General features: G+C 38.1%; 23 protein-coding genes and 2 pseudogenes. 4 read left to right on the top strand and 21 right to left on the bottom strand.

Features of this window, described 5'->3' with window-relative positions:
- Positions 1-4: 4 nt before the first annotated feature.
- Both ABE613_RS02120 and ltrA read right to left on the bottom strand, forming a co-directional pair.
- Positions 5-1,480: pseudogene (locus tag ABE613_RS02120) on the bottom strand (L-lactate permease).
- 449 nt (positions 1,481-1,929) lie between these two features.
- Positions 1,930-3,348, bottom strand: a complete 1,419-nt coding sequence (gene ltrA, locus ABE613_RS02115; protein ID WP_347375510.1) for a group II intron reverse transcriptase/maturase — start codon at positions 3,346-3,348, stop codon at positions 1,930-1,932.
- Between the two features lie 543 nt (positions 3,349-3,891).
- On the opposite strand from ltrA, the gene ABE613_RS02110 reads away from it, so the two are divergent.
- A complete protein-coding gene (locus ABE613_RS02110) occupies positions 3,892-4,215 on the top strand; it encodes a hypothetical protein (protein ID WP_004613237.1) in 324 nt (107 codons plus the stop codon).
- A gap of 201 nt (positions 4,216-4,416) precedes the next feature.
- On the top strand, positions 4,417-4,617 hold the full coding sequence (locus ABE613_RS02105; protein ID WP_347375509.1) for a hypothetical protein: 201 nt from the start codon (positions 4,417-4,419) through the stop codon (positions 4,615-4,617).
- A 117-nt stretch (positions 4,618-4,734) separates the two neighbouring features.
- On the opposite strand, the gene ABE613_RS02100 is transcribed toward ABE613_RS02105, so the two are convergent.
- From ABE613_RS02100 to ABE613_RS02025, 16 genes and pseudogenes are all read right to left on the bottom strand, one after another.
- A complete protein-coding gene (locus ABE613_RS02100; protein WP_347375508.1) occupies positions 4,735-5,517 on the bottom strand; it encodes a PhzF family protein in 783 nt (260 codons plus the stop codon).
- Positions 5,518-5,607: 90 nt separating this feature from the next.
- Positions 5,608-6,058: pseudogene (locus ABE613_RS02095) on the bottom strand (YaiI/YqxD family protein).
- The gene (locus ABE613_RS02090; RefSeq protein WP_347375507.1) at positions 6,055-6,393 is read right to left on the bottom strand and encodes an MmcQ/YjbR family DNA-binding protein; all 339 of its coding nucleotides are present in this window, start codon (positions 6,391-6,393) and stop codon (positions 6,055-6,057) included. Before ABE613_RS02090 ends, ABE613_RS02095 begins: the two are co-directional and overlap by 4 nt.
- Positions 6,394-6,407: 14 nt before the next feature.
- A complete protein-coding gene (locus ABE613_RS02085) occupies positions 6,408-7,127 on the bottom strand; it encodes a hypothetical protein (protein ID WP_347375506.1) in 720 nt (239 codons plus the stop codon).
- A 57-nt stretch (positions 7,128-7,184) separates the two neighbouring features.
- Entirely contained in the window at positions 7,185-7,508 is a 324-nt protein-coding gene (locus tag ABE613_RS02080) for a helix-turn-helix domain-containing protein (RefSeq protein ID WP_347375505.1), read from the bottom strand.
- 171 nt (positions 7,509-7,679) lie between these two features.
- On the bottom strand, positions 7,680-8,111 hold the full coding sequence (locus tag ABE613_RS02075; RefSeq protein ID WP_347375504.1) for a hypothetical protein: 432 nt from the start codon (positions 8,109-8,111) through the stop codon (positions 7,680-7,682).
- Between the two features lie 15 nt (positions 8,112-8,126).
- Positions 8,127-8,423, bottom strand: a complete 297-nt coding sequence (locus tag ABE613_RS02070; RefSeq protein ID WP_347375503.1) for a hypothetical protein — start codon at positions 8,421-8,423, stop codon at positions 8,127-8,129.
- A gap of 17 nt (positions 8,424-8,440) precedes the next feature.
- Positions 8,441-9,433, bottom strand: a complete 993-nt coding sequence (locus ABE613_RS02065; RefSeq protein WP_347375502.1) for a DUF6017 domain-containing protein — start codon at positions 9,431-9,433, stop codon at positions 8,441-8,443.
- Between the two features lie 47 nt (positions 9,434-9,480).
- The gene (locus tag ABE613_RS02060) at positions 9,481-9,831 is read right to left on the bottom strand and encodes a replication initiator protein A (protein WP_347375501.1); all 351 of its coding nucleotides are present in this window, start codon (positions 9,829-9,831) and stop codon (positions 9,481-9,483) included.
- On the bottom strand, positions 9,831-10,736 hold the full coding sequence (locus ABE613_RS02055; protein WP_347375500.1) for a ParB/RepB/Spo0J family partition protein: 906 nt from the start codon (positions 10,734-10,736) through the stop codon (positions 9,831-9,833). Before ABE613_RS02055 ends, ABE613_RS02060 begins: the two co-directional genes overlap by 1 nt.
- Positions 10,726-11,511 (bottom strand): ParA family protein, encoded by a 786-nt coding sequence (locus ABE613_RS02050; protein ID WP_347375499.1) that lies wholly within the window; start codon positions 11,509-11,511, stop codon positions 10,726-10,728. Before ABE613_RS02050 ends, ABE613_RS02055 begins: the two co-directional genes overlap by 11 nt.
- Before the next feature lie 18 nt (positions 11,512-11,529).
- On the bottom strand, positions 11,530-12,399 hold the full coding sequence (locus ABE613_RS02045; RefSeq protein ID WP_347375498.1) for a ParB/RepB/Spo0J family partition protein: 870 nt from the start codon (positions 12,397-12,399) through the stop codon (positions 11,530-11,532).
- 822 nt (positions 12,400-13,221) lie between these two features.
- Positions 13,222-14,616: a tyrosine-type recombinase/integrase gene (locus tag ABE613_RS02040; protein WP_347375497.1), complete on the bottom strand. Its 1,395-nt coding sequence runs from the start codon at positions 14,614-14,616 to the stop codon at positions 13,222-13,224.
- A 3-nt stretch (positions 14,617-14,619) separates the two neighbouring features.
- Positions 14,620-15,585 (bottom strand): excisionase family DNA-binding protein, encoded by a 966-nt coding sequence (locus ABE613_RS02035; protein WP_347375496.1) that lies wholly within the window; start codon positions 15,583-15,585, stop codon positions 14,620-14,622.
- 100 nt (positions 15,586-15,685) lie between these two features.
- The gene (locus ABE613_RS02030; RefSeq protein ID WP_297872936.1) at positions 15,686-15,865 is read right to left on the bottom strand and encodes a helix-turn-helix domain-containing protein; all 180 of its coding nucleotides are present in this window, start codon (positions 15,863-15,865) and stop codon (positions 15,686-15,688) included.
- A gap of 285 nt (positions 15,866-16,150) precedes the next feature.
- Positions 16,151-17,971, bottom strand: coding sequence for a PIN domain-containing protein (locus tag ABE613_RS02025; RefSeq protein WP_347375495.1), 1,821 nt, complete (start codon positions 17,969-17,971; stop codon positions 16,151-16,153).
- Between the two features lie 559 nt (positions 17,972-18,530).
- Between ABE613_RS02025 and ABE613_RS02020 the strand changes: the two genes are divergently transcribed.
- Complete coding sequence (locus ABE613_RS02020) at positions 18,531-18,923, top strand: plasmid mobilization protein (RefSeq protein WP_347375494.1); 393 nt, start codon at positions 18,531-18,533, stop codon at positions 18,921-18,923.
- Complete coding sequence (locus tag ABE613_RS02015; protein WP_347375493.1) at positions 18,895-20,514, top strand: relaxase/mobilization nuclease domain-containing protein; 1,620 nt, start codon at positions 18,895-18,897, stop codon at positions 20,512-20,514. The genes ABE613_RS02020 and ABE613_RS02015 overlap by 29 nt, the downstream gene beginning before the upstream one ends.
- Positions 20,515-20,719: 205 nt before the next feature.
- Here the strand turns inward: ABE613_RS02015 and ABE613_RS02010 are convergent, their stop codons facing one another.
- The 3 genes from ABE613_RS02010 to ABE613_RS02000 are packed head-to-tail and all read right to left on the bottom strand — an operon-like array spanning position 20,720 to position 25,731.
- Complete coding sequence (locus ABE613_RS02010) at positions 20,720-21,169, bottom strand: very short patch repair endonuclease (protein ID WP_347375492.1); 450 nt, start codon at positions 21,167-21,169, stop codon at positions 20,720-20,722.
- A 14-nt stretch (positions 21,170-21,183) separates the two neighbouring features.
- A complete protein-coding gene (locus tag ABE613_RS02005; protein ID WP_347375491.1) occupies positions 21,184-23,613 on the bottom strand; it encodes a DUF2357 domain-containing protein in 2,430 nt (809 codons plus the stop codon).
- Positions 23,614-23,616: 3 nt separating this feature from the next.
- Complete coding sequence (locus ABE613_RS02000) at positions 23,617-25,731, bottom strand: McrB family protein (RefSeq protein WP_347375490.1); 2,115 nt, start codon at positions 25,729-25,731, stop codon at positions 23,617-23,619.
- Between the last annotated feature and the right edge of the window lie 2 nt (positions 25,732-25,733).

The raw sequence follows: 25,733 nt of genomic DNA, 5'->3' as shown, positions 1-25,733 counted from the left end.
TTTATCAGATCACAGACCCTGCAAAGCAGATGATGCCTGCAATCACTACATACAAAAGAAAATATTTGAATACGGAACTTAGGATCTTGCTCTCAGAATCTACCATACTGATCGCTCCTGCACCGATCGCAATTCCCTGTGGGCAGATCATCTTACCGATTCCTGCGCCCATGACATTGGCTGCTGCCATCCACGATTCGCCAAGTCCCAGTGATGCAGCTGTCTGGCTCTGCAATCCCCCAAAGAGAACACATGTGGAAGTTCCGGACCCTGTGACAAATGCTCCCAGTGCTCCGATAAGTGGAGCGATTGCCGGATAGAATGAACCGGTTACTACTACCAGAAGTTCTGCGGTGTCAGAGATCATCCCGCTGTATCCCATGATCTTTGCCGTTGCCATGACGGAACAGATCGTCAGGATCGTCTTCCAGTATTTCTTTAATGTCTCACCAAGCACCTGCACCATTTCTCCTACAGATGCCTTCTGGATAAATCCTCCGATGATCGCTGCGATGAAGATCATCACGCCCGGTGTATTGATCCAGCTGAACCCAAGTGAATTCCCATTTTCACCTGCATACACAACAACCGTTGTCTTGATGTCTGCGATCGCGTTGTGGATCGGCGGTCAGAGTGTTGATGTAAGCATGAGCAGCAGAAAAATGAGAATAAAAGGACTCCAGGCTTTTACGCCTTCCTGGGCAGTCAGCGCGTTGTTTGAATTTGCATCCTGCTGCTCATCCACATCTATGGAGTAATTACAATCCGGATTATTGTTAAAAATCCTTGCTGCAATAATCACGCATACCATGGAACAGATAGAGCCGATAATATCCGGAAGTTCCGGTCCGAGAAGTTTCGCTGCTGCAAACCATGGGATCAAAAATGATAAAGACGCAACCAGCGTTGTAGGAATCATTCCTTTCAGCGCTTTAATCCCCCGCCCGCAGATGCAGACCATAAGAAACGGTGAGATAAATGTCAGTACACTCTGGATCACGGCTACATTTCCCGATAAGGAAAGAAGATCCACTCCTGTTACAGATGCCAGCGTTACTGTAGGAACACCTACGGAACCAAATGCTGTCGGTGTCGAATTAACAACCAGACATCCGATAACAGCACTAAATGGATCAAGTCCGATTCCTGCGAGCATGGAAGCCGGAATCGCAACGGCTGTTCCAAATCCTGCCATACCTTCCATGAAGCTTCCAAATCCTCACCCGATGATCAGTGCCAGAACACGTTTATCTTTCGATACACTGGCGAGCATTTTTTTGATCTGCTCCATTTCACCGGTCTTCATTGTCAGATTATAGGTAAAGAGTGCTGCGACGATCACAAGGCATATCGGCCATAATGCGTTCAATATTCCTTCCACAGCAGCGGTCGCTGTACAGACGGCATCTAATTTCCAGTAGCCGATTGCTTCCACCATAGTGATCAGCAAAGCAATCACACAAGCCTTGTGCCCCGCCATCTTAAGTCTGCAGAGTGCAACGATCAACCAGATAATCGGCAGCATTGCCAGAATAAATCGTATAAATAACAATGGTAATCCTCCTTGAATTGGCTCATCCATTTTGTTTAATTATTATCATTAATCATAATCAGAATGGCCGTTTTTCGATATTTATATGTCTTCATACATCTTATTTTCGATATTTTGGGTCACCCATTTCCTATATATAATTTTATCACAACAAAATCAATTTTCAAGCCAATTTAACATTTTCATCAATTAGCTAAATATTTTAAATTTGTTTTTATCTATTTTGTACATCAAAAAATCCACAATTTGTCAATTTTTATCATTTATTGGGTCATCCATTTGTTGCATATTCTATTAGATCGGGTAGGAGGTAAATAATTATTTTATTTACCGTCCTCCCACACCACCGTGCATACGGTTCCGTACACGGCGGTTCTTTAGTTTTCACATGTTTTCAAATAGAACTCTGTGAATGTTGGATATTCAAGTTCACGGAGTTTCTTATTGTTAAATGCAGTTTGCAAAACAAAATATCCACTGCAATACCAGTTTCCATTTCGCATATTGGCGCAAATCCATGCCTTTTCCTTATCCACACCTAACTTTTTGAGTTCTCTGTATTTTGTTCTGACCTTCTTCCATTGTTTCCAATAAATCGCCCTTATTTTATGGCGTAGCCATTCATCTGTTTCTTTTAAGAGTTTCTTCATATCTGCCATTCCAAAGTAGTTTACCCATCCTCTTATGAACTGTGTCAGTTTTAATGCACGATATTCATTCCCCCATCCATTACTTCTATTTGTCAGTTCTCTGATTTTATTCTTCATCTTTGTAACCGACTTTGGATGTACTCTGAATCTGCATTTGCCTCGATAGTTATAGAAACTGTATCCAAGGTATTTGACTTTACTAGAATGTGACACACAAGTCTTTTCTCGATTTACTTTTAAGAAAAGTTTTCCTTCGATAAATGGTGTGATGTTTTCCAAGGTTCTTTCTGCACTTTTTCTGCTTTTGCAGAATATCATACAGTCATCTGCATAACGCACAAATCTGTGTCCTCTGCGTGTCAGTTCCTTGTCTAGTTCATTCAGCATTATGTTACTGAGTAACAGGCTTAACGGACCGCCTTGTGGCATTCCCACTTCTGTCCTTTCAAATACCCCTCTGCTGATTACTCCAGCATTAAGGTATTTATGGATGAGCGAGATGACTCTTCCGTCCTTGATGGTTCGTGATAATACTTCTATGAGTTTGCTTTGGCATACAGTATCAAAGAATTTCTCCAAATCCATATCTACCACATATCCGTAACCATCGTTTACATTTGTCTGGCATTGCTTTAGTGCATCGTGTGCACCTCTGCCTGGGCGAAAGCCAGAACTGTTTTCTGAAAACTGTTCTTCATAAATTGGAGAAAGTACTTGTGTAATTGCCTGTTGAAAAACACGGTCAACTACCGTTGGTACTCCCAGTTTTCTGAACTCGCCTTTTGTTTCTTTGGGTATTTCTACCCTTCGGACTGGATTGGGTTTATATTTACCATCCATTAACTGTTGTTTCAGTTGCACTCCGTTGTTTCTGAGAAACGATAGAAGTTCATCCACGCTCATCCCATCAACTCCGCCTGCTCCTTTATTGGATTTTACCTTCTTGTATGCTTGATTAAGATTGTCATTTGATAAAATCTTTTCCATCAGTCTGTCCGTTTGAAAATCTGTGATGATGTCGTTGTTTTCAGCAATCCTCTGATGGGCGGACACTTCTGCATACTCTTTCTGTTCCGCAGATACCATTTGCAGATAGTCCTCAATATGAAGTTGTCTGTCCTTAATTCCATCTTTGGTTACATTCATTTACTCACATCTCCTAAAGTTCAGTCCTTCCCATTATGTTTGCAACCACAATGGTACTATGACCTCTGCTGACTTCTTGCCATTCGTTGTTACTACAAGTTTCATACTCTGTTTCCACTTGCTGACAAGACCTCCCTTGGTACCACACGTTTCTTTCTCTCCACATATCTGCCACATCTACCACAGTTAATTCCGAGTAGTTATTGGACTTCAGTTTGTATGGCAACCTTATCCTTAACTGTAGCCTCATGTTATTTCTGTTCGTCAGACCGGAGATTTGCCGTTTTTATGCAAAGCTTCGCATAATGGAGGTGAATGCAAAGTAGGCTGTTATCTGTACTCCAAAAATCCTTTATTTTCAATGATTTTTACATTCTTATATCCCGGATAATGAGATTGAGGTCATCAAGAAGATGTTCCCAGCCGACAATTTTCATAAAATATGCTATCTTTTCGATAGGCGATGAAATATAATGAAGATGACAACAAAATTGGAATTTATCAGAAAATGAGGAATAGTTGAAATGGAGGCGCTATAATAACATGAAGATTGAAGGGAACCAGAAAGAACTGGATGCAATGGTAGAATTTCATAAGGGAAACCGTGTCGAGGGGCTGAGACTGCAAGAAGAATTTGCAGCGGAATTTCGTAAGGAGTATAAAGACAAAGATCACTGTCCTTGCCTGAAAGCCTGTCGTTATCACGGAAACTGTAAGGAATGTGTAGCAATCCACAGAGCGCATCAGGAACATGTTCCTAATTGTATGCGACCATTGATTAATAAAAAATTGAAATTGATGTCAGAGTTAACAGAGCATACCTTGGCAAATGAAATAGAAGCTCCACATGAGATTTTAAGAAAATAGGCAAGTCAAATTTGAATTTGTTAAATTGAAAATGGTTATATACTATGTTAGAATTAGTATGCTAACATTTGCTTTTGTAAAGCAAATTAAGCTCCTTCCGTAAAGGAAGAAAATGCATAATTGAATTAAAATGACTCTAGGTAGCCTTCCAATGTACTAATGCATATTTCTAATATTTTACGGAGAAAGGAGAATGATTAAATGGCTAAATCAAAAAGTGTTTCTTCAAAAACACATACAAAACAACAGCTTGACGATTATGCAAATCAGCATAATCCAAACAACAAAGCGTATAACGCTAATATTTTAAATCGGCGAAATTCAGCGTCAAAATCTAAATATAAACAAAAATACGATGTGGGTATTTTAGATGGTGAAAGCTATGGTTGGTGCGATGATTAATCATTCTTTGTAACAAATAGTGGTTTCAATCAATGAAGCCACTATTTAATTTTAACCTTAATACAATTCGTCAAATTCAAATTCATACGTGCTTTCAGCTCAACAGAAGCCTGAAATTTACAGCGCAACTGCAATTTCAGAGATGGCCACCAGAGTTACCTCTCCACTAATCACTATACGATGGTTTTCTTCCATTCTGCAATGCAAGTATCCACCGCGCTTCGATGCCTGGTACGCATAAATTTCCTTTTTATTCAGCTCTTTTGACCAATAGTCGGCAATCTGGCAATGGGCAGAACCGCAAACCGGATCCTCTGGGATACTCAACTTCGGACAGAAGCTGCGCGATACGCAATCGGTTTCTTTTCCCATCGAAGTTGCATTTTGGATTCTTCCCCCAATACCGGCCAGAAGTGTCTGATTCGGATTCATAGTTCTAACGGTATCTTCCGAATCAAATATACATATCAGATCAAGACCCAATACCGCTTTAACCGGGCGTGCGCCGAAAGCCCTTTCCATTGCATCCGTGACTGGAATCTCCTTCAATTCGTAGGTGGGAAAATTCATCTCATACAGATTCCCATTCCGATGAATCGTCAACTCACCGCTAAGGGTATCAAATTTCACTTCCTTGCTGTCAGACTCATAATAATTCAAGATAACAAAGGACGATGCCAGTGTGGCATGACCACATAACTCCACCTCTGTACCCGGTGTGAACCAGCGCAGATGATACCTTTTTTCTTCCTTTACGATAAAAGCGGTTTCGGAAAGATTATTTTCCATCGCCAGTTTCATCATAGATTCTTCAGATGGCCAGCTTTCCATGACACAGACCGCAGCCGGATTTCCTGTAAAAGGTATATTTGTAAATGCGTCTACGATATATTGTCTCATTTTGTTTTTCTCCTTAAATTCCAGTTTGTAGAATTGGGAATAGAATAAGCAGGACATAGGGGAGTGAAACCCTACGTCCTTATTTTTCTGCTACCTATCCTTAATATACATCTCAATCAATTTATTCAAAAACACTTCAAACCTTTTATCGTCTTCCTCCGTCCTTTTAGACGAACCTTTCAAATGACGTTTTTTTTTGCGTTTCTGGCTTTCTTCGCTAGATATCGCTCTATCAGCATTTGATCTACATTTTCATCTGTATACCATTTACCACTCTGATGAATACCATATGCACCTTTACCCAGAATCATAGCCGCTACTCCGTAATCCTGTGTTACAACAATATCGCCTTTCCGGCATAAACTGACCAGTTTAAGATCCACTGCATCCGCACCGGCCCCTACCGTAATCACTTCACTATAATCTGAATATTAAACATGGTTTGTATCACATAAGAGTATAACAGAATGTCTTATTTTTTTGCTGTCCGTTCTACGATGGACACCACCGGGCAGGCATCCGCATCTACTAATATCCTCATCGTCTTTTTCCTTTCGTAAGATCATAACTTTCCGCAATCATCTGTTTTATATCCAGATTCGGAACAGTTCCGTCCAAAATAATAGAATTCCAGTGTTCTTTATTCATATGATATGCCGGTACAACCGCTGCAAAAGCGCTTCTCCAAAATTCTCTCCATTCCGGATCACACTTTACATTGATCCAAATATGTCCATCTTTATCATAGATAAGTGCAAATGTCTTTTTATTTTCCTTATGGCGCATGACACACCAGTTATCGTCATGAAAAGGATAATCCTCATATACATCTTTAAATGAATGACAATATTGTATTACCTCCTGCCTTGTCTGCATAGTTTCCTCTTTTCTTAACCTTCCTCTCCCCGGATCGGAGCATAGAAGATCAGCAAATCTATATATTTTTCTCCGTCTCCCTGTTCTCTATAATCATACCGGATCATATAATCCCGAATACTATATCCGCGATACGGATCGGATAGGGTATAAAGTTCTCCTGTTGTAAAATCAATCAGTGAGTACCCTGTGCTTTCCAGATATTCATCATTATCACTGTTTACCTGATCTTCATAAAATTCACACACCTTATCCAGACAATCCTGACACAATTGATCTTTGAGAGTTTCACAGTCTATCGTATCTTTCTCTCCAAGGTGTATATTGGGTTCCGCAATACATCTATCCGGGTGAGAGTGTGTCATAATAGTACCATAATCCTCTCCAAAAGAATTTACCATTGTGCTCATATGCCCAGAATCAATCTTTTCATTTCCGTCATCATCATATTCCCGGATCCGAGTGTCAGTGACTGACATATCGGCCCAATGGATGATCCCAATCGAATCGAATTTTCTATAATATTCCAGAAGACCACCTGCCGGTGTTCCGCAAATAAAACATTGTTCTTTACCGATTGATGATTGAAGTGACAGTTCAAAGTCATCATCGGATTCATACTCCGTCTGATTCAACTTTTGTTTTGTTTTTGCTGTTTCTACCGGCTGTGCCTGGCAGCCACAAAGCGTAATTCCTAAAAGTAGCACAAAGCATATAATATTACATCGTTTCATAAAAACCCCCGAAGCTGAAATAAGGACGTACTATGCCATCCCTCAGCACAGACGTCCTTATTTTCTAATAATGCCCTGTATATACGCTTTTACCAGCTCTTTTTGATGTTCATCCATCGCATTCCAGTCAGAAAGCAGCTGTTTCTGATCTGCTGTTAAATCAGGAATTTCTTCATCACCAGCAAAAAACTGTGCAAGGGTGATATCAAATCCCTCACATATTTTCTCAAGAGTCTGAATCGTTGGAACACTCTTCCTGTTAAGCAATGTAGAAATAGATGACTGGGCAATTCCAGATTTCTGAGCGAGTCTGTACCTACTAAATTTCTTTTTTTCACACAACTGCTCAATCCTGGCAATAATATAGTTCTCAGCTTGCAAGTATTCTACACCTCATTTCCGATATGATACCCTTATTGTACTTATAATTAAGGAAACTTATCAGATTGTATATTCCAATGCAAAATACTTAGGTATAACGAAGTATACAGGTAAAAAAATAAGGAACTACATTAGTATATCATATTTATTCCCAGTTCTGCATCAATTTACTCATGATGGTCTGATATTATTACTATCGTTATCAGGAATATCTATGTATTTATCAAACATAGAGAATAGAGCAGCAATAAACTGTTCTGCGCTTCTATTCTGCTCCACAATCTGTTCCAATGACAATCCTTCTATAAACTTACAGACATATACCCAACAAGCCAGATCACATGCTTCTACAATAATGTCACTAATAATCTTTCCCATAACTTTATCAAAATCATTGATATCTTCAACAAGAAGTGATTGCAGATAATCAAGTGGGGGAAGCTCCCCACTTGGATTATTCTTTTCTGATTCATCTAAAAATGCTAAGACCTTTTGCCTGGATTTTTCTGGCATCTTTACATATTCCCACAATGCCATAACCACTTTCAAATCCGTATCTCTACGAAGCGGTGGTAATTGGATATAATCATTTTCTTTAATCATGGTTCTTCTCCTCCTCTATGCTAACAATATTCTCACTAATTTTTCCCGGGCCAGATCAATCGCAGCATCTATAAATACACTTATATAGAAAACCAGAAATGCTGAAACGATCAGACAGAACAAAAATACAACCTGCACCCAATCCTGGTAACAGATAATCGTTCCTATTGCCAAAGCTACCAGTCCAAGCACTACAAATGATTTAGCAATTGAAATCATATTTACGATCAGCTTAACGGGGATTCCTACAACCAACAAAACAAGCCATACCGGCAACAATAATATTTTTCCAATAAGCTTTAAACAAAACATATGTCTCCTCCTCTCAGTCAAACAGCGAACTGGGGCATATCATGGTTTACTTCCGCTTTGTAATACCCGTCAATTGTTGTTGGGGCATTGAACAATGCAGCAAGCATATATTTCTTGATATTCTTCACTTTTGATGTGTTCCGCTTAAAACAATCCAAAACATACTCAATGTGGGAATAATTCAGTTTTAAAAATTTACTGCGTACCAGCTCCGCTGGATACCAGTTGCTTGCAATCAGGATCTTTTCGCTACTGCACAGAACTGTTTCCAAAATAAGCTCATAAATGCCCTGAATCAATGCTTCGTCATACTGATGCGCAATAAGTAATGACTCATAATCTATGTTTTCCTTGATGAGATCCTGATAAGCGGATACCGTATTCATCACATCAACATCTGATCTCTGTCTATCGGATATGATTTGATCAGATTTATTCTTACTCTCTTTAATATCGCTAGTATTATTATAATTAGAGTTTGAATTGCAAACTTCTTGAAGTTTATTTTCAGGACTTCTTGAAGTTTGTTTTTGGGACTTCATGGAGTTTGTTTTATAAACTTCTGCATCTTCCAGAGTATCAACATTGGTTTGTTTTGTAAACTTCTGTGCTTCCTCTGCTGATTGTTCCGCCTGTTCCTCATAGACCATGAAGCTTTTTACATATATGATGTTTGCTTTTCCAAATCCCTGCCTGCGCTTTTCAATCAAACCGATTCCATTCTCATCATCCAGTTCTTGCAGCGATTTTACAGCTTTATTCCTTCCACAGTTCAGCAGTTCCATGATATCTTCAATGGAAAAATAGATGTATGCCCGGTTCTGTTCATCAAACCACTGATTTTTGATGGACAAAGACATTCTATCCAGCATCAGACCGTATAAGATCTTTGCATCACTGCTCAGTTTTTTAAAATATTCATTTTTGAATAAAAGTTTTGGTATCCGGTAGAAGCTGTACTGATCAGCTTCATTCCCGTAAAAATATCGAAATGTCAATTTCTGATCCATATTTTCTCCTTTCCTGCGGTAGTAGTTCCGTAATGTACACTTCTTACTCACGCTACCGCAAAGTCTTTTACGTAATAAATACTCGGCAGTCCCATGCCTCTAAATTGCTTTTCTATGAGTCCGGCATTTTCAAGCTCCGCCAAACATTCCCTTGCTTTTTTTCTGGTTACACCCATATCTTTCTGGATTTCCTGAATCGGATAAACTACATACATCCGGTTTCTTTCATCAACCCACTTATTCTTTACCGCCATTCCCATACGGTCTAAAAGAAGACCATAGAGAACTTTTGCATGAAGGGTAATTCCCGTAAATATTTTTTCAGTAACCAGCATCTTTGGAATATGTATAAAAGAATACTGATCCGCCTGGTTTCCATACATATATTTAATATCCATCACATTACCTCCTGTTCCTGTTTCCATTTTTCCAATAATGATTCAATCACTTTCTCCATGTCTTCCGATGTATAATTTTTCGGGAAATATCTCGTCAGCTTCTTTTCGTTCAACGTTACCTTTCTTGCAGGAGCCTTTACCGGAATATGGCTGTTCAGAATACTGATCATCAGACTCTGGGTAACCGGTCCTTGTCCAAGATAATTTCTTAAAGCAGCAATCTGATTTGGTTTGATAAAGCCATTGTCACAGATATATTCATAAATCCATTTCTGTACATCCTGCGGAATATATGAGATATCAACAGCAATTGTAAAGTTCAGACGTTTCTTATCTACCAATTCAAGTAAATCTGGGATAAGTTCTGTCAAGCGGATAAAACGCTGTACATTTCTTGCACTTTCTCCTGTTTGCTCAGCTATCGCAACATCTGTTCTAAACTTCGTGCCATTTTGGCGAGAAGTTAAATCATTTCGAGCCCCTTGCCTTTTCATTGCTTCCATTTTCATTTTATAAGCAAATGCCTTTTCACTTGGAAGCAGTTCCTCCCTCTGGATATTGGCATCTACCATAGCAATCACTGCTTCATCGTCCGTCATATCTCTGACGATTGCCGGTATTGTTATTAACCCTGCTTTCTGTGCCGCATGCATCCGACGATGGCCGGAGATCATTTCATATCCATCATTTTGATCCGGACGGATCAGAACCGGGGTCAAAACTCCTGATTCACTGATGCTTTCTATGAGATCCTGCATTTTCTCATCATCAATTACTTTAAATGGATGACCTGCAAAGGGCTTTATTTTATCAATTTCAATCTCCATAGCTGATTCTTCATTTACAACACCCAATAATTCGTCGATGCTTGTTAATTTAATTTTCTCGCCGCTTCTATTTTTCATTTTCTAAAACCTCCTGTGTCAGATTCTTATAAGCATTGGATACTTTACTTTTAGGACAGTGGGCATAAATGCTGATTCCCTCTGCACTTGTTTCTGCCGCTTTTACCGATAACGGTATTACATTTTCAAAAATCGTGATCTTTGAACCGTAGGTAACGTGGAGCATGGTTGAAATATCTTTTGCGTAATTTGTTCTGAAATCTACCATAGTCAGAAGAATTCCCATGATCTTCAATTTCCGGTTCAGTCTCTTCTTTACCATGGAAATTGTTTTGATCAGCTGTTGGAGACCTTTCACCGGCAGATATGCTGCCTGTACCGGAATCAGAACCGCATCCGAAGCAACCAATGCATTGATCGTCATCATTCCCAGGCTGGGCATACAATCGATCAGAATATAATCGTATCGTTCTCTCATCATTTCGATATAGTCCTTCATGATCATTTCTCTGCTCATTACATTTCCCAGTGTCACTTCCAAAGCTGATAGTTCAATGTTTGCCGGTAACAGATCTACATTTTCCTCATGATGAAGAATTCCGTCATCCGGTTGTATTTCTTCCTCATTAATTACCGCCAGCATGATGGTTGCCAGCGTAATACCAATATCATCCGGTTCCACATATCCAAGACTGGCAGTCAGACTTCCCTGCGGATCTGCATCAATCAACAGCACTTTTTTCCCTTCTTTTGCGAGACCAATCCCTAAATTTACGGTTGTCGTGGTCTTTCCGACTCCGCCTTTCTGATTTGTAACAGCAATTACTTTACACATTCTTCATTCCTCCGTTTCTTATTTATCCCAGTATTGTTCCATCCATATTTTTAAGATTGCTACGATTTCACGCTTCATCATTTCCGGTGTATAGTTGTTGGGAAAGTATCTGTGAAGCTGTTCATTTGTAAATGTGACTCTGGTTATTTCTCCTTTTTTTATTTCACTAAGAATTTCCTGCATCTTTTCTAAAGTCAGCTTTCCATCTTTACTCAATTTTTTTATTCGCTGTGCCTGAGAAAGAGAGGGCACTGACTGAGCATAATCCATAGCTTCGATCAACTGTTTTTGTTCTTTTTCCTTTAATGCTGCCAGTTCAACTGCCGGATTGAAGGAAATAAGATCATCATCTAATTGTTGTAAAAGCTCCGGGATCAGGTTCGTAAGAGTAATATATCTTTGCACTTGCTTTGGACTTTCACCTGTTTCTTCTGCTATGATTTCCACTGTTCTTTTACCTTTTAAATTGTGGTCGATTTGGCTACGGGGTCTTCCTGCAGTTCTTTTCATAGCATCATTCTTCATTTTGTAAGCAAAAGCTTTCTCACTGTAACTGATCCGTTCCCTTTGAAGATTAGAATCCACCATTTTTATAATGGCCTCCTCATCGTTCATAACCCGAATGATCACAGGCACTTTCCGATATCTAAGCTGCTGTGCCGCATATTTTCTTCTGTGACCTGAAATGATTTCATACACACCATCTGGTACAGGTCTGACAATCAGCGGATTTAAAACACCATATTTCTTTATGCTGTCTTTCAGAAGATGCATATCCTTATCATCTTCAACCTTGAATGGATGATCTTTAAAAGATCTGAGCCTTTCAATCTCAATTTCAATTATCTGTTCATCATCAAACTGAGTGGCTGCTTCTTTTTCTGCCATTCAACTCCTCCTTTTCCTGTAATCCAAACAAAAAAGCCCGTTCAGATTAGATTCTTTTTTATTGAATCTGATCCAAACGAGCATCTCGCTTGCCATGCCTTAGCATGTCAAAGGAAGCTCCAGTGGAGGTTTCTTTGACTTAGCTGTAGCTAATGAAATATTCTATTGTTTCAGCTAACCAAAATTAGCAGAGTGTTTACTCCATAAAGGATTTTACCCTTTTTTACACTGTTTTACATCCCCAATCTGAGGTTGCAACAAGACCGAACCCCGATGTTAGCAGGAATCGTATTTTTTCCTGTTTGCAAAACAGTATTTTTGATTAGCTGCCAGCTAACGAAAACCACTTCTAATTAGCTGGAAATTCATTCCCGACCTGCTTTTTTTCATCTCATTGAAAACAAAAAAGCGGTTCATGACATAGCATTTTCTGCTAATCATTACCGCTTTATTTGTAACCGTCCCCTGCGGGAATCGAACCCACAGCTAGCGCTTAGGAGCACCACGCCACGGTGTCAAACACAGTTAAGCGAAGTGCTCCCAAGTCAAGTAAAATCAAGGCTTTTTTCGGTTCCGAATCCCGTCCGAGACAATCCTTGTTATTCTTTGTTATTAGCTGTACACCCCTTTTTGTTAGCAAACCTTTGGCATTTGCCACCATTTGGGGAATGTTCACGAGAAAGTTCGAAGGCATAAATATCGATCACCGGAAACCTCTGACAAAACGGAAATGGTGAAACAATATTCAATTTTTCGAATCATTCTTTTTACAAATTTATTATACTACAAGAATACTAATTTGTTAAGAACTTTCGTCCACAACTATTTCTGCAGACTCTTTGCAAGAGAGGATAGAAGAGCAGCCATTTCAGGATTAGATAATACTTTTGAAAGCAGCTCTGCATCCACCCCTTCCGGCACCTGCACTGTATTACCAGCGGGCGCTTCATGGATCTGTGGATCTAAGTTCTTCTTATTATAGAAAGCATCTTCAAACAATTCCGCATTTCTTCTTCTGTCATCATCTATAATATGAGAGTAAACATCAGTAATCATATTGACCTGGGCATGACCGGAATCACCCTGAACTGCTTTGATATCTCCACCATTGAGTTTCAATTTGTAAGTAACACTGGTATGTCTTATACTGTGAAACACAACAGGGGGAAGATCATGTTCTTCAATCAGCTTTTTTAATCCCTTTCTCACAAAAGATCCACTGACAGGAAGTCCATAAGAAGTTGCCATGATCAGTCCATAATCCTGATATTCTTCCCCCAGAACTTCTTTGATTTCCTTCTGAGAGTTTTTCCAGTCTATCAGCATCATTGCCACACTCTTTGGTAAGAAGATTTTTCTTACGCTACTATCAGTTTTTGGTGTTTTTAAGATACGAACTGTTTTGCAACGTTTGCTTTCTTCCGGAAAAATCAATAACACATCTTTTCCATCTAATTCCTTAACAGCTTCTTTTGAAACACGCTGCAATTCCTTATTCACATATATGTAGGATCTGCCTTCTTCAATAGCTTCCGGGGAAATATCTACACAATCCCATGTAAGCCCCAGCAGTTCACCAATACGAAGTGACCCGGCAAATGCCAAATTCAATGCAAGTTTTGTGAATTCATCATCACATACTTCGATTGCGTACATTAATTGTTCTGCTGTCCAGATTTCTCTTTTCTTTGCTTTATGCTTTGGAACTGTCGCATGGATACAGGGATTCTTTTCCATAAGCTCCCATTTTACAGCTTGATCAAAAGCACTGCGAAGAAGCTTATGGATATCTCGAATAGTACTTGTGCCTACCGTTTCATTTAATCTTTTTCCAAAGATCGGATTGATTACTGCAGGTGTTTTCAGCAGTGTTTGATAATATTTCTCTATGAACCGGGTATTGATCTCTGACAGTTTCGTATCTCCAATAATAGGGATGATATAATTCCGAATTAGACCTACATTCCCTTCATATGTAGAAAGTGCCCATTTATCCTTTCCATATAATAAGATATACTCCTCAATCAGTTCTTTGAGCAGCTTGCATTTTGGAACAGATATGATTCCCATCTCAGCTCGGTATTCAATCTCTTTCGCTCTTTTCTTTGCCTCTGCCTTCGTGTCATATGTTTCCCATTTCTGTCTGCGTTTCCCCTCACTGTCATTGTAATGGTAGATCACACAAAACTTATTTCCTCTTTTTTTAATTGATGCCATGTATTAATTCGCCTCCATATTCTCTCTGTAATTTAACCAGTCTTCAAATTCTGCTCTGGGTATTCGGACCAACTCTCCAATTTTTAAAATAGTGTAATGCCCTTTATTTGCCCAATAATCAATGGTTGGCTTTGACACTTTTGCAAGCATAGCAGCTTCTGCTCTGGTCAAATAGTTTTTATTCCCATTTCCTCTGCGAACACCGGACTTAAAAAGTTTCTTTCTTCTGAAATCTGCCAGTGCCATGTTTTCTTCTGCGGCAACTTCTGAATATTCAATGCGAGCATCCAAGTGATATCGATCCTGTCCGTCTAAAAATCTCTGAAAGCTTTCTTTTGTAATTCTTTTCTTATCCGCAATTACCACAAAATCAAAGAACTCTTTATAATTGGGATTATTTAAAATGGAATAAACAGTACTTCGTGTAGTCCCAAGTAACCGAGCCATTTCCGGCATCGTAATTGTTGCAGCTTCTGCAGCCAAATCTTTTTCACGATCAGCTCTGGTTCGGTAACGTGACTGGCTGGCATACCATTTATCAAATGCTTCTTTGGGAATACGCTTCCAATAATCCACCATAACAGTTTCAATATTTTCACGTTTTAAGATGTCGTATAAGACACTGTCTGTGACACCAAGTTCCTGTGCTAACTCCTGTGGAGAATAAGACCATGCTTTCAATTCTTTCCCCGGTTCTTCGCCATTTACTTTTTTGTATTTCACCTGATTGTCATACCATTTCTCAAAGCTAGCAATATCAACCCAAGTCTTTCCTAATACAACTTTTGTTTTGAAAAATCCTTTATGAAGCAGCCAGTAGCGATCCGTCTTCTTTATTCCAAGCAGATCACCCATTTCATGGACCGTCATCATTGTTCGTTCTTCTGATTCTTTTCTTTGATAAGGATTATTCTTTGCAATCTCATTTGCAACTTTATGAAATTCTGCGTCCTTCTGTTCACTGATCACAAGCCGAATCCCCCTTTCTGTTTCATGTAATATATCGCATTTTGCGAAATAATTTTAGTCTGTCAATGATGGTAAAATCATTTCGACCACAAAGAGAGCTTTACTCAGATTCTTCATTTTCATCAAGCCAGGCATCAAAACTCTTCTTGGAAATTCTGTATTTGCCCCCAACTAAGATCCAACGAAATTCATTCTTCTTCAAAAGATCATAAACAGACGGTCTGCTCACTCCTAAAATCTCCTGTAAATCTTTCACTGTATAACATCGTTTTTCTGACATTGTTTATTACCTCTTTCTTTCATATAGAAGGAGAGTACTTACTCCTCTATATATCCCAATCCGAAAGGAGGCTTATACAACATGTCTTAGTAAATATTTGTCAAAATAAGAAAATGGCAAAAAGAAAACCTCCGTATGAAGTGAATCATACGAAGGCATTTTCTAAAACTTATTTTGTTAATTGGTTATTTATATTGAAGTGGCCTTTGTCAATCAGAATTATCCCAATCAATAATGATGAAAAACCATCTTTGAATCTTTGGTTTATAATTCAGATTGATTACTCTATTTCTGCGTCAAGCAATTCTTAAAAGAATTCGCAAGTTTCTGTTCATTAACAAGTTCCTCTTTTAAATCTGAGATCAAGTCTTTTAGCGCATCCAAAACATCGTCCACTTCATAATCAATACTATCCTCAATTCCATCTGCTGCTCCACCATCTTCGTCAAAATCAAGATAACCAACTGTAAGTTTGACATAGCCTCTTGCAAGTATTTCTTTGTCCGATAACAGAGTAATTTCTATCTGTTCTTCTGAACCAGCTTCTGGTGTTCCATAAAGATCACCAAAGGACAAAGTATAAACTCTACATTTTGTTCCTAAAATGCTTATGTTTTCCCCATACTCAATACAGTCAGGAAGATTTCGCTCCATTCTTTCGGATACCATATCATATTTATCATCCAACCATTCTCTAATTTCATCCAGCAATTTGTTATTATCTTTTTCAGTAAAAGTAATTGGAATATTTTTTTCAAATGAAAGGGCAGTAATAAATGCTTTAGTATCATCCTCTTCCATCATACTCTTTGCTTGCGTACAAATTTCATCATACAGAATTGATAATTCTTCATAACTTGATGAAATATCATTATACTGATCAAATAATTTAAATAGTGCTTGCGCCATACTCGATTCATTCAAATCATCTTCTAACATATCACTATATTGCGATAATGGTAAAAATCCCAGTTCTTCCCTATCTGCATCTTCAAGTTCTCTGTAAAAAGCTTCTTGCTCATCGTTAATTTCAACTCTACTTCTTCTTGATTCTCCTCCTAACACAATTTTGAAAGGCAACACTCTTATTTCTTCTGTTTTGCTATTTAGTTCAATTCTACAAGCAAATCTTGCATTATGCTTTTCTAAAATGTGTCTTAACTCAACAAAAACATATTCTTTGTCCTCGGAATCCCAGGGAGCATTGTCAAAATCTTTAAAGTAACAATTCACATCTATATTTCCATGAATCCATAAGGATGCTGTAATAATATCTCCATCTATATCATCTATTGTATGAATCGTCATACCTGAAAGATAACAATGCTCTAAATATGTCTCATCATAATCATACCCATCAGAAATACCATCTCGATCATATGATAATCCATGAACTTCAACGCAGCTATCATCAATCATTCCTTTAATTGTCTGGATGATAGGCTCATTATTACTCTTTATTAGTTCGAGTGCAGCAGTGTATTCTTCTTCATTTTTGCTTAACGTATTAAAAAGTTCTCCCAAAGAAGAAAAGAATAGGTGGTTTTTACTGTAGGTACACGCTTTTTTGAAACCGTTATCCTGACTAACGATTGCTACAATCTCATCACTACCGAAGCGTTTTCTAATCTCTTCAGCAATAAATGCATCAGGAAATTCTTTTCTCTTTTTCTCACTATTTTCAAAAGGTGGACGAACAGCAAAATAATCTTCTAGAATTTCTTCAAGGTTTATACTACCCGTATCAAGTCTTTCAACTTTGCAATCTTCCAAAAACTGTGCAAATACATCTTTTGCACTTTGATGAATAGTTTTCTTATCAGGAATTTGAACATATATCCCCATTCCAATATCAGCTAAGTACTGTTCTGGAAGTATATCCAGATATTCTTTTCTTAACTTTCTTGCTTTTCCGCATATGTTGTCAACGCATCGGCATATATGTTTTTCTACTTCGCTTATTACAATATTGCTTAGTACGAGCTTGATTTTGCCATTTTGAACATTTTTAACAAGTAGACTCATCGTACTATCTGCACCAAAGTCAAATTTATTTGCTTCGAATACATTAGTATCTATTGTAACATTTAATGGATATTTTATCATTCTATTACGCTATTGCAACTATCAAAGATAATGCAATCAGTCTCCTTTCTTCCTAGTAACTCCTATAATTTCTCTGCCAGCATCAGTGTCGGTGCTAATCTATTTAAGCTGTGATAAAGATACTTGTCTAACCATCTGATCCACCGATAATTAAAACAGTAGATTTTCTTTTAATTTTCATAAAATATCACCTATGCTTTCTATCTTGTTTGTAATTATAGCATTGATACCTGTTTTCTACCATGTTGATTTTTTCACGTTGTATAAGGCTTTCTCTCTTTCCGTATATATAAGGGGATTTTTTTCTAAAGCAAGATACGCCTATGGATTCCCAAAACTCCATTTCATGGATTTTGGGTCATCCTTTTTCGGCATACTTGATAGGGATTCCGTTCCCCATACCCTCGGAAAATCATCAGTTTTGCAATACTACTCGCATATGGATGATTGGCAACAGAGGTTGCAGCACTTTTTCTCTGCAGGATATAGCCGCAAGACACAAAGTGACGAAAATCTGTATTTCTTTTTTACCCACCCGAAAAAAGGAGAGTGAATATATTTGGCAAGACCCAAAAAGGAAGAGAAATTAAAACATAAAAACTACATAACATTAAAGCTTACGGATATTGAGTTGGCATGTTTAGAGCAATCAGCTGAAGCCTTAAACATCTCAAGAGTAGAATATCTTCGAAATCTCATTTTGGAAAAGCCAATGATTTACAAATATGAAGTCGTTGCGGATAATGAGCAGCTTAAGAAATTGAACGCAGAGATTGGCAAGATTGGTTCCAATTTGAATCAAATTGCAAAGCATCTGAATCAAGGTGGTGTTCGGTCTATGATTCTACAGGATAGAGTTCATGAGTGTATCGACAAACTTTTTGATTTAAGGCGACAGGTAATGGAAGTGGCAGGTGATTATTATGGCGATATTGAAACACAAGACAAGTAAGAATATGAACTATGGAGATGCACTGGACTATCTGCTCTTTCAGCATGATGAGTACACGATGAAACCGATCTTGGATGAACAAGGTCGGAAACAGCTTAGAGATGAATATTACATCGATGGCATAAACTGCGAACCTATGTTTTTTGAAAAAGAATGTGAAATGGTAAATAAGAAATATCACAAGAACTACCGATACGATGAGATCAAGAGTCACCACTATGTCTTAAGTTTTGATCCTTTGGATAAAACAGAACGTGGACTAACCGGAGAAAAAGCACAACAACTTGGTTTGGAATTTGCCAGAAAAAACTTTCCTGGTCATCAAATATTAGTAGTAACTCATACAGATGGACACAATCACTCCGGTAACATTCATGTGCATATTGTTCTAAACAGTGTTCGGAAAGAAACGGTAGCAGAAGAGGATTTTATGGAGCGACCATGTGATCACAAAGCCGGTTACAAACATCATCAGACAAGAGCATTTCTCACTCATTTACAGAAGTCTTTAATGGAACTATGTGAGCGTGAAAAGCTTCATCAGATTGATTTGCTATCGCCTTCTGCATCGAAAATTACACAGGAAGAATATTGGGGACAGCGCAGGGGACAGAAGAATCTCGATGAAATAAATAAACAAATTATCGAGGATGGATATATTCCAACCCAGACAAATTTCCAGACACAGAAGCAGAAGATAAGAGATGCTGTGGATGAACTTGCTGCAGTTTCAAAATCTTTCGAGGATTTCCAATCGCTGCTTTTTGAAAAATACAAAATCACTGTTATCGAGAAAAGAGGAAGATACAGTTATCATCTTCCGGAAAGAGAAAAGAATATCAGCGAACGATCTCTTGGCACTCATTATGGCAAAGAATACTTATCGAACATTTATGGCAGTAGGGCAGTAGTAGAGATTCCAGATATCCGACCAACAAAGGATTACGATCCGAACTATGATTATCACGCGGATCCAATCGCTATCATATACATCCGATCAAATCTCCGTCTGGTTACAGATTTACAGACTTGTGTGAAAGCACAGCAAAGCCAAGTTTATGCACATAAGGTAAAACTAACAAATCTGAAACAAATGGCAGAAACCATCGTCTATGTACAAGAACATGGCTACGATACGAGAGATGATCTGCAGAACCAATACAACGAAATCCTTTCCAAAGGGCAAAGGGCAAAATCTGCACTTAACGCAGTATCTGCAGAATTAAAAGTTACAAACATGCAGCTTAAACACCTCGGAAGCTACTATGCGAATCGGCGAATTTATAACCAAATGACAAAAGAATTAAACAAAAAGGAATTCCGGAAAGAGCATCAAAAGGAACTGACAGCTTACAAAGAATCCAAAGAGTGGCTGAAAGGACAATTCCCAGATGGAACGTTTCCTACCGTTAAGGAGCTACAAATAAAAAAAGAAGCTCTGGAAAATCGAAAAGAGACGCTCCAAAGCAATTATGAATATTATCGGGATTATGAAAAAGATCTCAAAACTGTCACCTTTAATGTAGATGAGATTCTTGGACTTGATGCAGAACGTCATCCGTCTAAACAACCAGAGGTCCTATTATCATGATTACAGTTGGCAAAAAAATACTATATCTTCGCAAACAACAGCATATGACACAAAAGCAATTAGGATTGGCTGTAGGATTTTCAGAATCCACAGCTGATATGCAGATAGCATAACATGAGAATCCGGGGATAAGAATTCCAAAAACTTCTCTACTCCAATTGCAAAGGATGGGAGATTATCAAAAACCTTCGATAATCTCCCTCATTTAATCATTCGCTTCGGTTTCTCCGATTTTAATATCAAAAATCGCTTCTTCAATCACCTTGATACATTCGCCTGTATTTTTCTTAATGTCATTCCCCCAAAACCGGATAACCGTCCACCCCATAAAAGCAAGCTCCTTATTCACCTGTTCATCATGTTCACGGTTTTTACCTATTTTATTTACCCAAAATTCCCCATTATCCCCTTTCTGCAAACGGGGCTTCAGCTGTTCCCAGTCTTTCCCATGAAAGAACTCACTATCACAAAAGATCGCAATCTTGTACTTGGTTATCGCTATATCAGGTTTTCCCGGAACCTTTGAATAGTTTTTTCTATATCTTATCCCACTGCTCCATAGTGCCTTCCTTAAGATCATCTCTATTTTTGTATCCTTAGATCTGATACTTTGCATATTCCTTTTTCGTTGTTCTTTTGTAAGAACATCTGCCACAGCGAATCACCTCTTTAATAAAACATCACTTTCGGAGAATGTGGACTAAACGTATCATTTCCATTTTGATTGTTCACTACCGTTATTTTAAATTCTTCACGCTGGTAGTTTTCGGCTTCTACTTTCACTTTCAGAACATAATAGAAATCTGCATGATGGCTATCTTCATCAGTATCAAACCCCATGTTGCGAAGATTATTTACCAATTCGCTCTTTGATATAAGCTCATTAGAAACTATCCTGCAAACCGCTGGTTCCAACATATATGTGTTGGTTTCATGTATCTGATTTATATAGAATCTAAAATGAGTTGACCTAAAAATATCTTTGTGATGAGAATATACATCCTTGCCTTTAATGGCATAGAAATAGAAAAGAAATTCTGATCCTGTATGCAGAAAACCATTTTCTTTCAAAAAGTAATAATAATCATTTTTTGAATCAGCCCGTATATATCCCATCACATACATATCACCCTTTTTCATTGGTTCACTGCCAGATTTCACGGACTGCCCTCTAAACATTGATGGTTCACTTAATATCATTTCCGTGTAGTACTTCAAACGGTTCAGACGAGAATTATTGGCTTCCTTGCATTCAATCAGTGATACGAGGAAAGATTTAAGCTCGTTTTCACCCAAAACACCTATACTGGGTTTTATCGAAAAGGCTCCTACACCCGGCAAAATTTCATCATATAAACAAAAAGTCTCATTACCTGCACTATTTATGTTATATGATCCCGGATACAATACATAACTACCTATAGTGCGGCGTATAGCATCATTATATGTGTGCATTTTCAGAAGGTCGCCACGTTTATATGTATTAACCACGGATTCTATCTTGTCATCAACAAGCTCAGCTTCATCCAATTCTGACTCCTTGTTATTACCAATAAGAGACGTTAACTCTGATATGCGATATTTAGCATCAAAATGGATATAGCTTACAGCCCCATTGGCAATCGCCTCTTCTTCTCCATTGTATTTTCCCTTTCCAAATGAAATCGGAAAGATTGCCAAAGTATAGTCTGGGCGAAATGGTCTCGAATACGATCCCTCGTATTTAGTTGTCTTGAATTCCTTCCTTGAAAAAGTTCTGTTGTAGTAAAGGTTTATTTTAACCCCATGCCTTTTTATTTCAAACGACTGGCATGACTTCTTTCCTTCTTCAAGTGAAATCGTTATACCATTTTCCAACAAAAGAAACGGATCTTCTTGCGTTTTGACTGCTGTACATCCTTCTATTGATTTGACAATCTTGTACAATTCAAAGAAAAGCCAGTATTCGTAAAGAAGGGCTACATTCTTAGATTCTCCTTCATAGACTTCATCCTTACCTTTCCATTCAAGCTGGAGTGCCAGATCCAGCATTGTATATGCGGCAAAAATCTGAGAATACCCCTCTCGTTTTTGAAGTATCTGATTGTTTTGAGGCATAATATCCAGAATTCCAACCTCGTCAAAAAAGTTATCTCTAAAAATATTTTCAATGATTTTGTGAATCGCTTTTGCCTCTTCTATACACTCTGCCTGCATAGTCTGACCGTCTGCTTCCAGAACTTGAACAAGATCAACACATATAGAATCAAATTTATGCAATGCAAACTTTACAAAACGATTTGCCGGAGTATCCAGTCTGTCAAATTTACGGGTAACAGACACCATCTGAGGAATATATATTCCCCTTTCTGTATTTTGTTCAGCTAAATTTACCCATCCTCTACTATATGAAAAAGGATTTCGAAAAAATTTTTTTGATGGCATTCCACTACCAATAGGTTTTAACTCTTCCTCTTGATCCAACACTCTGTCAGGATTTCTTTTTATTGCCTCAATTAACCCCTGAAGGTTTTCCCCATAACAAAACTTCCGAAGGAAAATGAACTGCTCCAACAAGGTTTTCTTACTATCTTCCGACTGTCTGAACACGTTTGACGTAGATCCTGAATAATCAAGCAATAACTCTGAACACACCTCAGCAAGTGCCTCAGTCAGCCTGATATAATCATCTTCATAATTCATTTTATCCGGAATGACTTCAAACGGAAGGGTCATATCCGTTTCATTAAAATGAATTTTAGATCTGCCCAGATAGTTTATAAACTGAAAAGTAACGGAATCCCTGTCTTTGTCACATTTTAAGAACTTATTTCCTTCGTTCTGAAAATGAGGCAGACCTGTTTCAACGCCATCATCGTTCTCCATTTTAACTACATATCTTTTTGTCTCTGTTAAACGAAGAATATATTCACCATTCAGACTCTGGGCAATACTAATAACCGGCTGTTGTCCGGATTTATCGATAAAATTATATCCAACAAATTCATCTCCCAGCTCCGTAGAACACTCGGTATTCCAATCTATTTGGCTATATGTACCCACAGGATATAATTTTGCTCTGCATTTTTCATTAAGTCTTATGCAAATCGCACCAATCATAGCTTAAATAAAACTTGCGTACTGGACAGCGGCAAGCTTTCCTTTCATCTGTTCAATCTTTCTTCTACTTAATTCGAGTTCTTTTCCATTTTGCTTACATACTGCTTCCAGCTCATCCAGCATAGTTCCGATTTCTTTTCTGTTTCCATGAATCTTTGGCAGTACTTTCTGCAGAAGCTGCTCATCTATAGCACGATATATCTCAGCATCAGCCCACTGACCAGAAAGCTCATAAGCTGCACTAATATATTGTTTTATCTCTCTCACAGTTCTGTACGCAAATTCATATCCATTCTTCTCCGTAATATCATATATTGCTGTAAACACATTACGTACCTCTGCCATCTGCCACTCATCAACTCTGCTTTTCCCACTTCTTATCTCTTTTGCAAGACGAAGAAAAGCTTCTGAAACACCTGATTTCGCAGGTGTAATTTTTATTTCCTGACTGGCAGAACTGAACATATTCAAAACATCATCTTTATCAGGTTTGAATTCTACAACATTGGCTCTGTCAAGTACTTTCGGGCTAAACATATATGTCGTTTCATCAATATTAACTGTACCGATTACAAATAAATTCTCAGGATATGGCAATTTTCCTGTTGATTCGTCTTCATCATCCTTGTTTCTGTAACCGTCAATTTCAAAAGGATTGTCCGGCGTCTCCATATGGCTTAAGAAATCTGAGAAGTATCTCTCTACATGGCTTAGATTCATCTCATCTAATATCAAGAAATATGGAATCTCCGGATTATCATTAGCTCTTTCAATAAGTTTAATGATTCCTGTTTTTTCATATTTCCCGACACCATTATCAGCTAACGGATTGTAAAAGCCCAGAACTCTCGCATTATCTGTCCAATCAGCACCAACCGGTACAATCAACCAGTTCTTCTCACCGTTTATATCAATGACCTCCAAATACTCGGCAAATTGTTTGGATATGCGAGTCTTTCCTGTGCCACTATTTCCGGTCAGAATGACAAAAGGCTTTGCCAAAAGCGATGTGATATATCTTCTTGAAAAAGAAGAATCAAATGAGTTTGGCAATTCTTCAAGAAGAAATTCTTTTTTCAAAAAATACAGGTAATACTCTCCTGATTCCTCTTTTATTTCGAGAACATCTGAATAGTATCTGTTGACAAGTTTGATTAACGCCTGTAGATAATTATTACCTTGTGCACCTTCCACCACTTCGCTACCGACCCATTCTGTGGTCAGCTTACATTTTAGTTTTTCCCCCTTGAAAAATATTACATATTCGTTTTCAAATACCCTTGTTTTTCCGTCAGAAGATTCCGGACTATACATACCAGAAGATGGCCTTGCAAACATATAGCGCAACCAGTTTCCATTCGGCAGCAAGCCATCTGTATTTGATGTATCGATTTTAATATTCTGATCCATCACTTCAAAGCGTTCACTTATTCTCTCAAACTGATCGATCTTATATATATTATCAACTATGGCTTTTGCACAGTCCTTAACCACAGAAGGCAACTTTGAAGTATTCTCAGTATCCCCCAATTGTTTAAGTACTTCCGCTTCTATTGCATTGTACAGCTCCGGTCTTTTCGACAAATAATAGATTAGATTTCCCAAGTATGCAGATGATGAGTCTGGTACAGCTATTTTCTTCAGAACACACGAGCCGAAAATATCTTTTGTCGACCTTGCACTTTCTCCGTTTATAAGCGATTTTCCAGGTCTGAATTGAGGATCACCGGTCACAAACTTTATCATTCTTTCTCTATCCGTCTCATCCGGTATGAGTTCCTTAAACTGCGATGATTCATAATTCTTGGAAGCGAAAATTTTCAATCTGTCTTTTTTTCCACGTATTTCTTTATCAAAAAAATCACCATATGGCTTAAGTGCCTCAGCATATTTTTTACAGAGAACAGCAAGATATAACCACTGATTTGAGAAAAAAACATAATTTTTGTCAGTTTGAACAACGGCAGTTCGTCCAAAGACATGAGCATAATTGCTCTCTTCTTTTTCCAGTACCTCCTGTATCTCATTCTTCAAGCCGTCAGAAATTTCAATTTCAGGCAGATGACGAACATCAATACTTTTGGGTTGAATTTCTTTATCCATTAAATCAGCAAACATCA

The sequence above is a fragment of the Dorea chungnamensis genome (assembly GCF_039832125.1).
Taxonomy (GTDB): domain Bacteria; phylum Bacillota; class Clostridia; order Lachnospirales; family Lachnospiraceae; genus JAFBIX01.
The sequence above is the reverse complement of the archived record's forward strand: the minus strand, read 5'-3'. Positions and strand labels throughout refer to the sequence as shown.

Excerpts from the sequence above, each read along its gene's own strand:
- ltrA (WP_347375510.1), bottom strand. The coding sequence starts at position 3,348 with ATGAATGTAACCAAAGATGGAATTAAGGACAGACAACTTCATATTGAG.
- ABE613_RS02110 (WP_004613237.1), top strand. The coding sequence starts at position 3,892 with ATGAAGATTGAAGGGAACCAGAAAGAACTGGATGCAATGGTAGAATTT.
- ABE613_RS02105 (WP_347375509.1), top strand. The coding sequence starts at position 4,417 with ATGGCTAAATCAAAAAGTGTTTCTTCAAAAACACATACAAAACAACAG.
- ABE613_RS02100 (WP_347375508.1), bottom strand. The coding sequence starts at position 5,517 with ATGAGACAATATATCGTAGACGCATTTACAAATATACCTTTTACAGGA.
- ABE613_RS02090 (WP_347375507.1), bottom strand. The coding sequence starts at position 6,393 with ATGCAGACAAGGCAGGAGGTAATACAATATTGTCATTCATTTAAAGAT.
- ABE613_RS02085 (WP_347375506.1), bottom strand. The coding sequence starts at position 7,127 with ATGAAACGATGTAATATTATATGCTTTGTGCTACTTTTAGGAATTACG.
- ABE613_RS02075 (WP_347375504.1), bottom strand. The coding sequence starts at position 8,111 with ATGATTAAAGAAAATGATTATATCCAATTACCACCGCTTCGTAGAGAT.
- ABE613_RS02070 (WP_347375503.1), bottom strand. The coding sequence starts at position 8,423 with ATGTTTTGTTTAAAGCTTATTGGAAAAATATTATTGTTGCCGGTATGG.
- ABE613_RS02065 (WP_347375502.1), bottom strand. The coding sequence starts at position 9,433 with ATGGATCAGAAATTGACATTTCGATATTTTTACGGGAATGAAGCTGAT.
- ABE613_RS02060 (WP_347375501.1), bottom strand. The coding sequence starts at position 9,831 with ATGGATATTAAATATATGTATGGAAACCAGGCGGATCAGTATTCTTTT.
- ABE613_RS02055 (WP_347375500.1), bottom strand. The coding sequence starts at position 10,736 with ATGAAAAATAGAAGCGGCGAGAAAATTAAATTAACAAGCATCGACGAA.
- ABE613_RS02050 (WP_347375499.1), bottom strand. The coding sequence starts at position 11,511 with ATGTGTAAAGTAATTGCTGTTACAAATCAGAAAGGCGGAGTCGGAAAG.
- ABE613_RS02045 (WP_347375498.1), bottom strand. The coding sequence starts at position 12,399 with ATGGCAGAAAAAGAAGCAGCCACTCAGTTTGATGATGAACAGATAATT.
- ABE613_RS02040 (WP_347375497.1), bottom strand. The coding sequence starts at position 14,616 with ATGGCATCAATTAAAAAAAGAGGAAATAAGTTTTGTGTGATCTACCAT.
- ABE613_RS02030 (WP_297872936.1), bottom strand. The coding sequence starts at position 15,865 with ATGTCAGAAAAACGATGTTATACAGTGAAAGATTTACAGGAGATTTTA.
- ABE613_RS02025 (WP_347375495.1), bottom strand. The coding sequence starts at position 17,971 with ATGATAAAATATCCATTAAATGTTACAATAGATACTAATGTATTCGAA.
- ABE613_RS02015 (WP_347375493.1), top strand. The coding sequence starts at position 18,895 with ATGGCGATATTGAAACACAAGACAAGTAAGAATATGAACTATGGAGAT.
- ABE613_RS02005 (WP_347375491.1), bottom strand. The coding sequence starts at position 23,613 with ATGATTGGTGCGATTTGCATAAGACTTAATGAAAAATGCAGAGCAAAA.
- ABE613_RS02000 (WP_347375490.1), bottom strand. The coding sequence starts at position 25,731 with ATGTTTGCTGATTTAATGGATAAAGAAATTCAACCCAAAAGTATTGAT.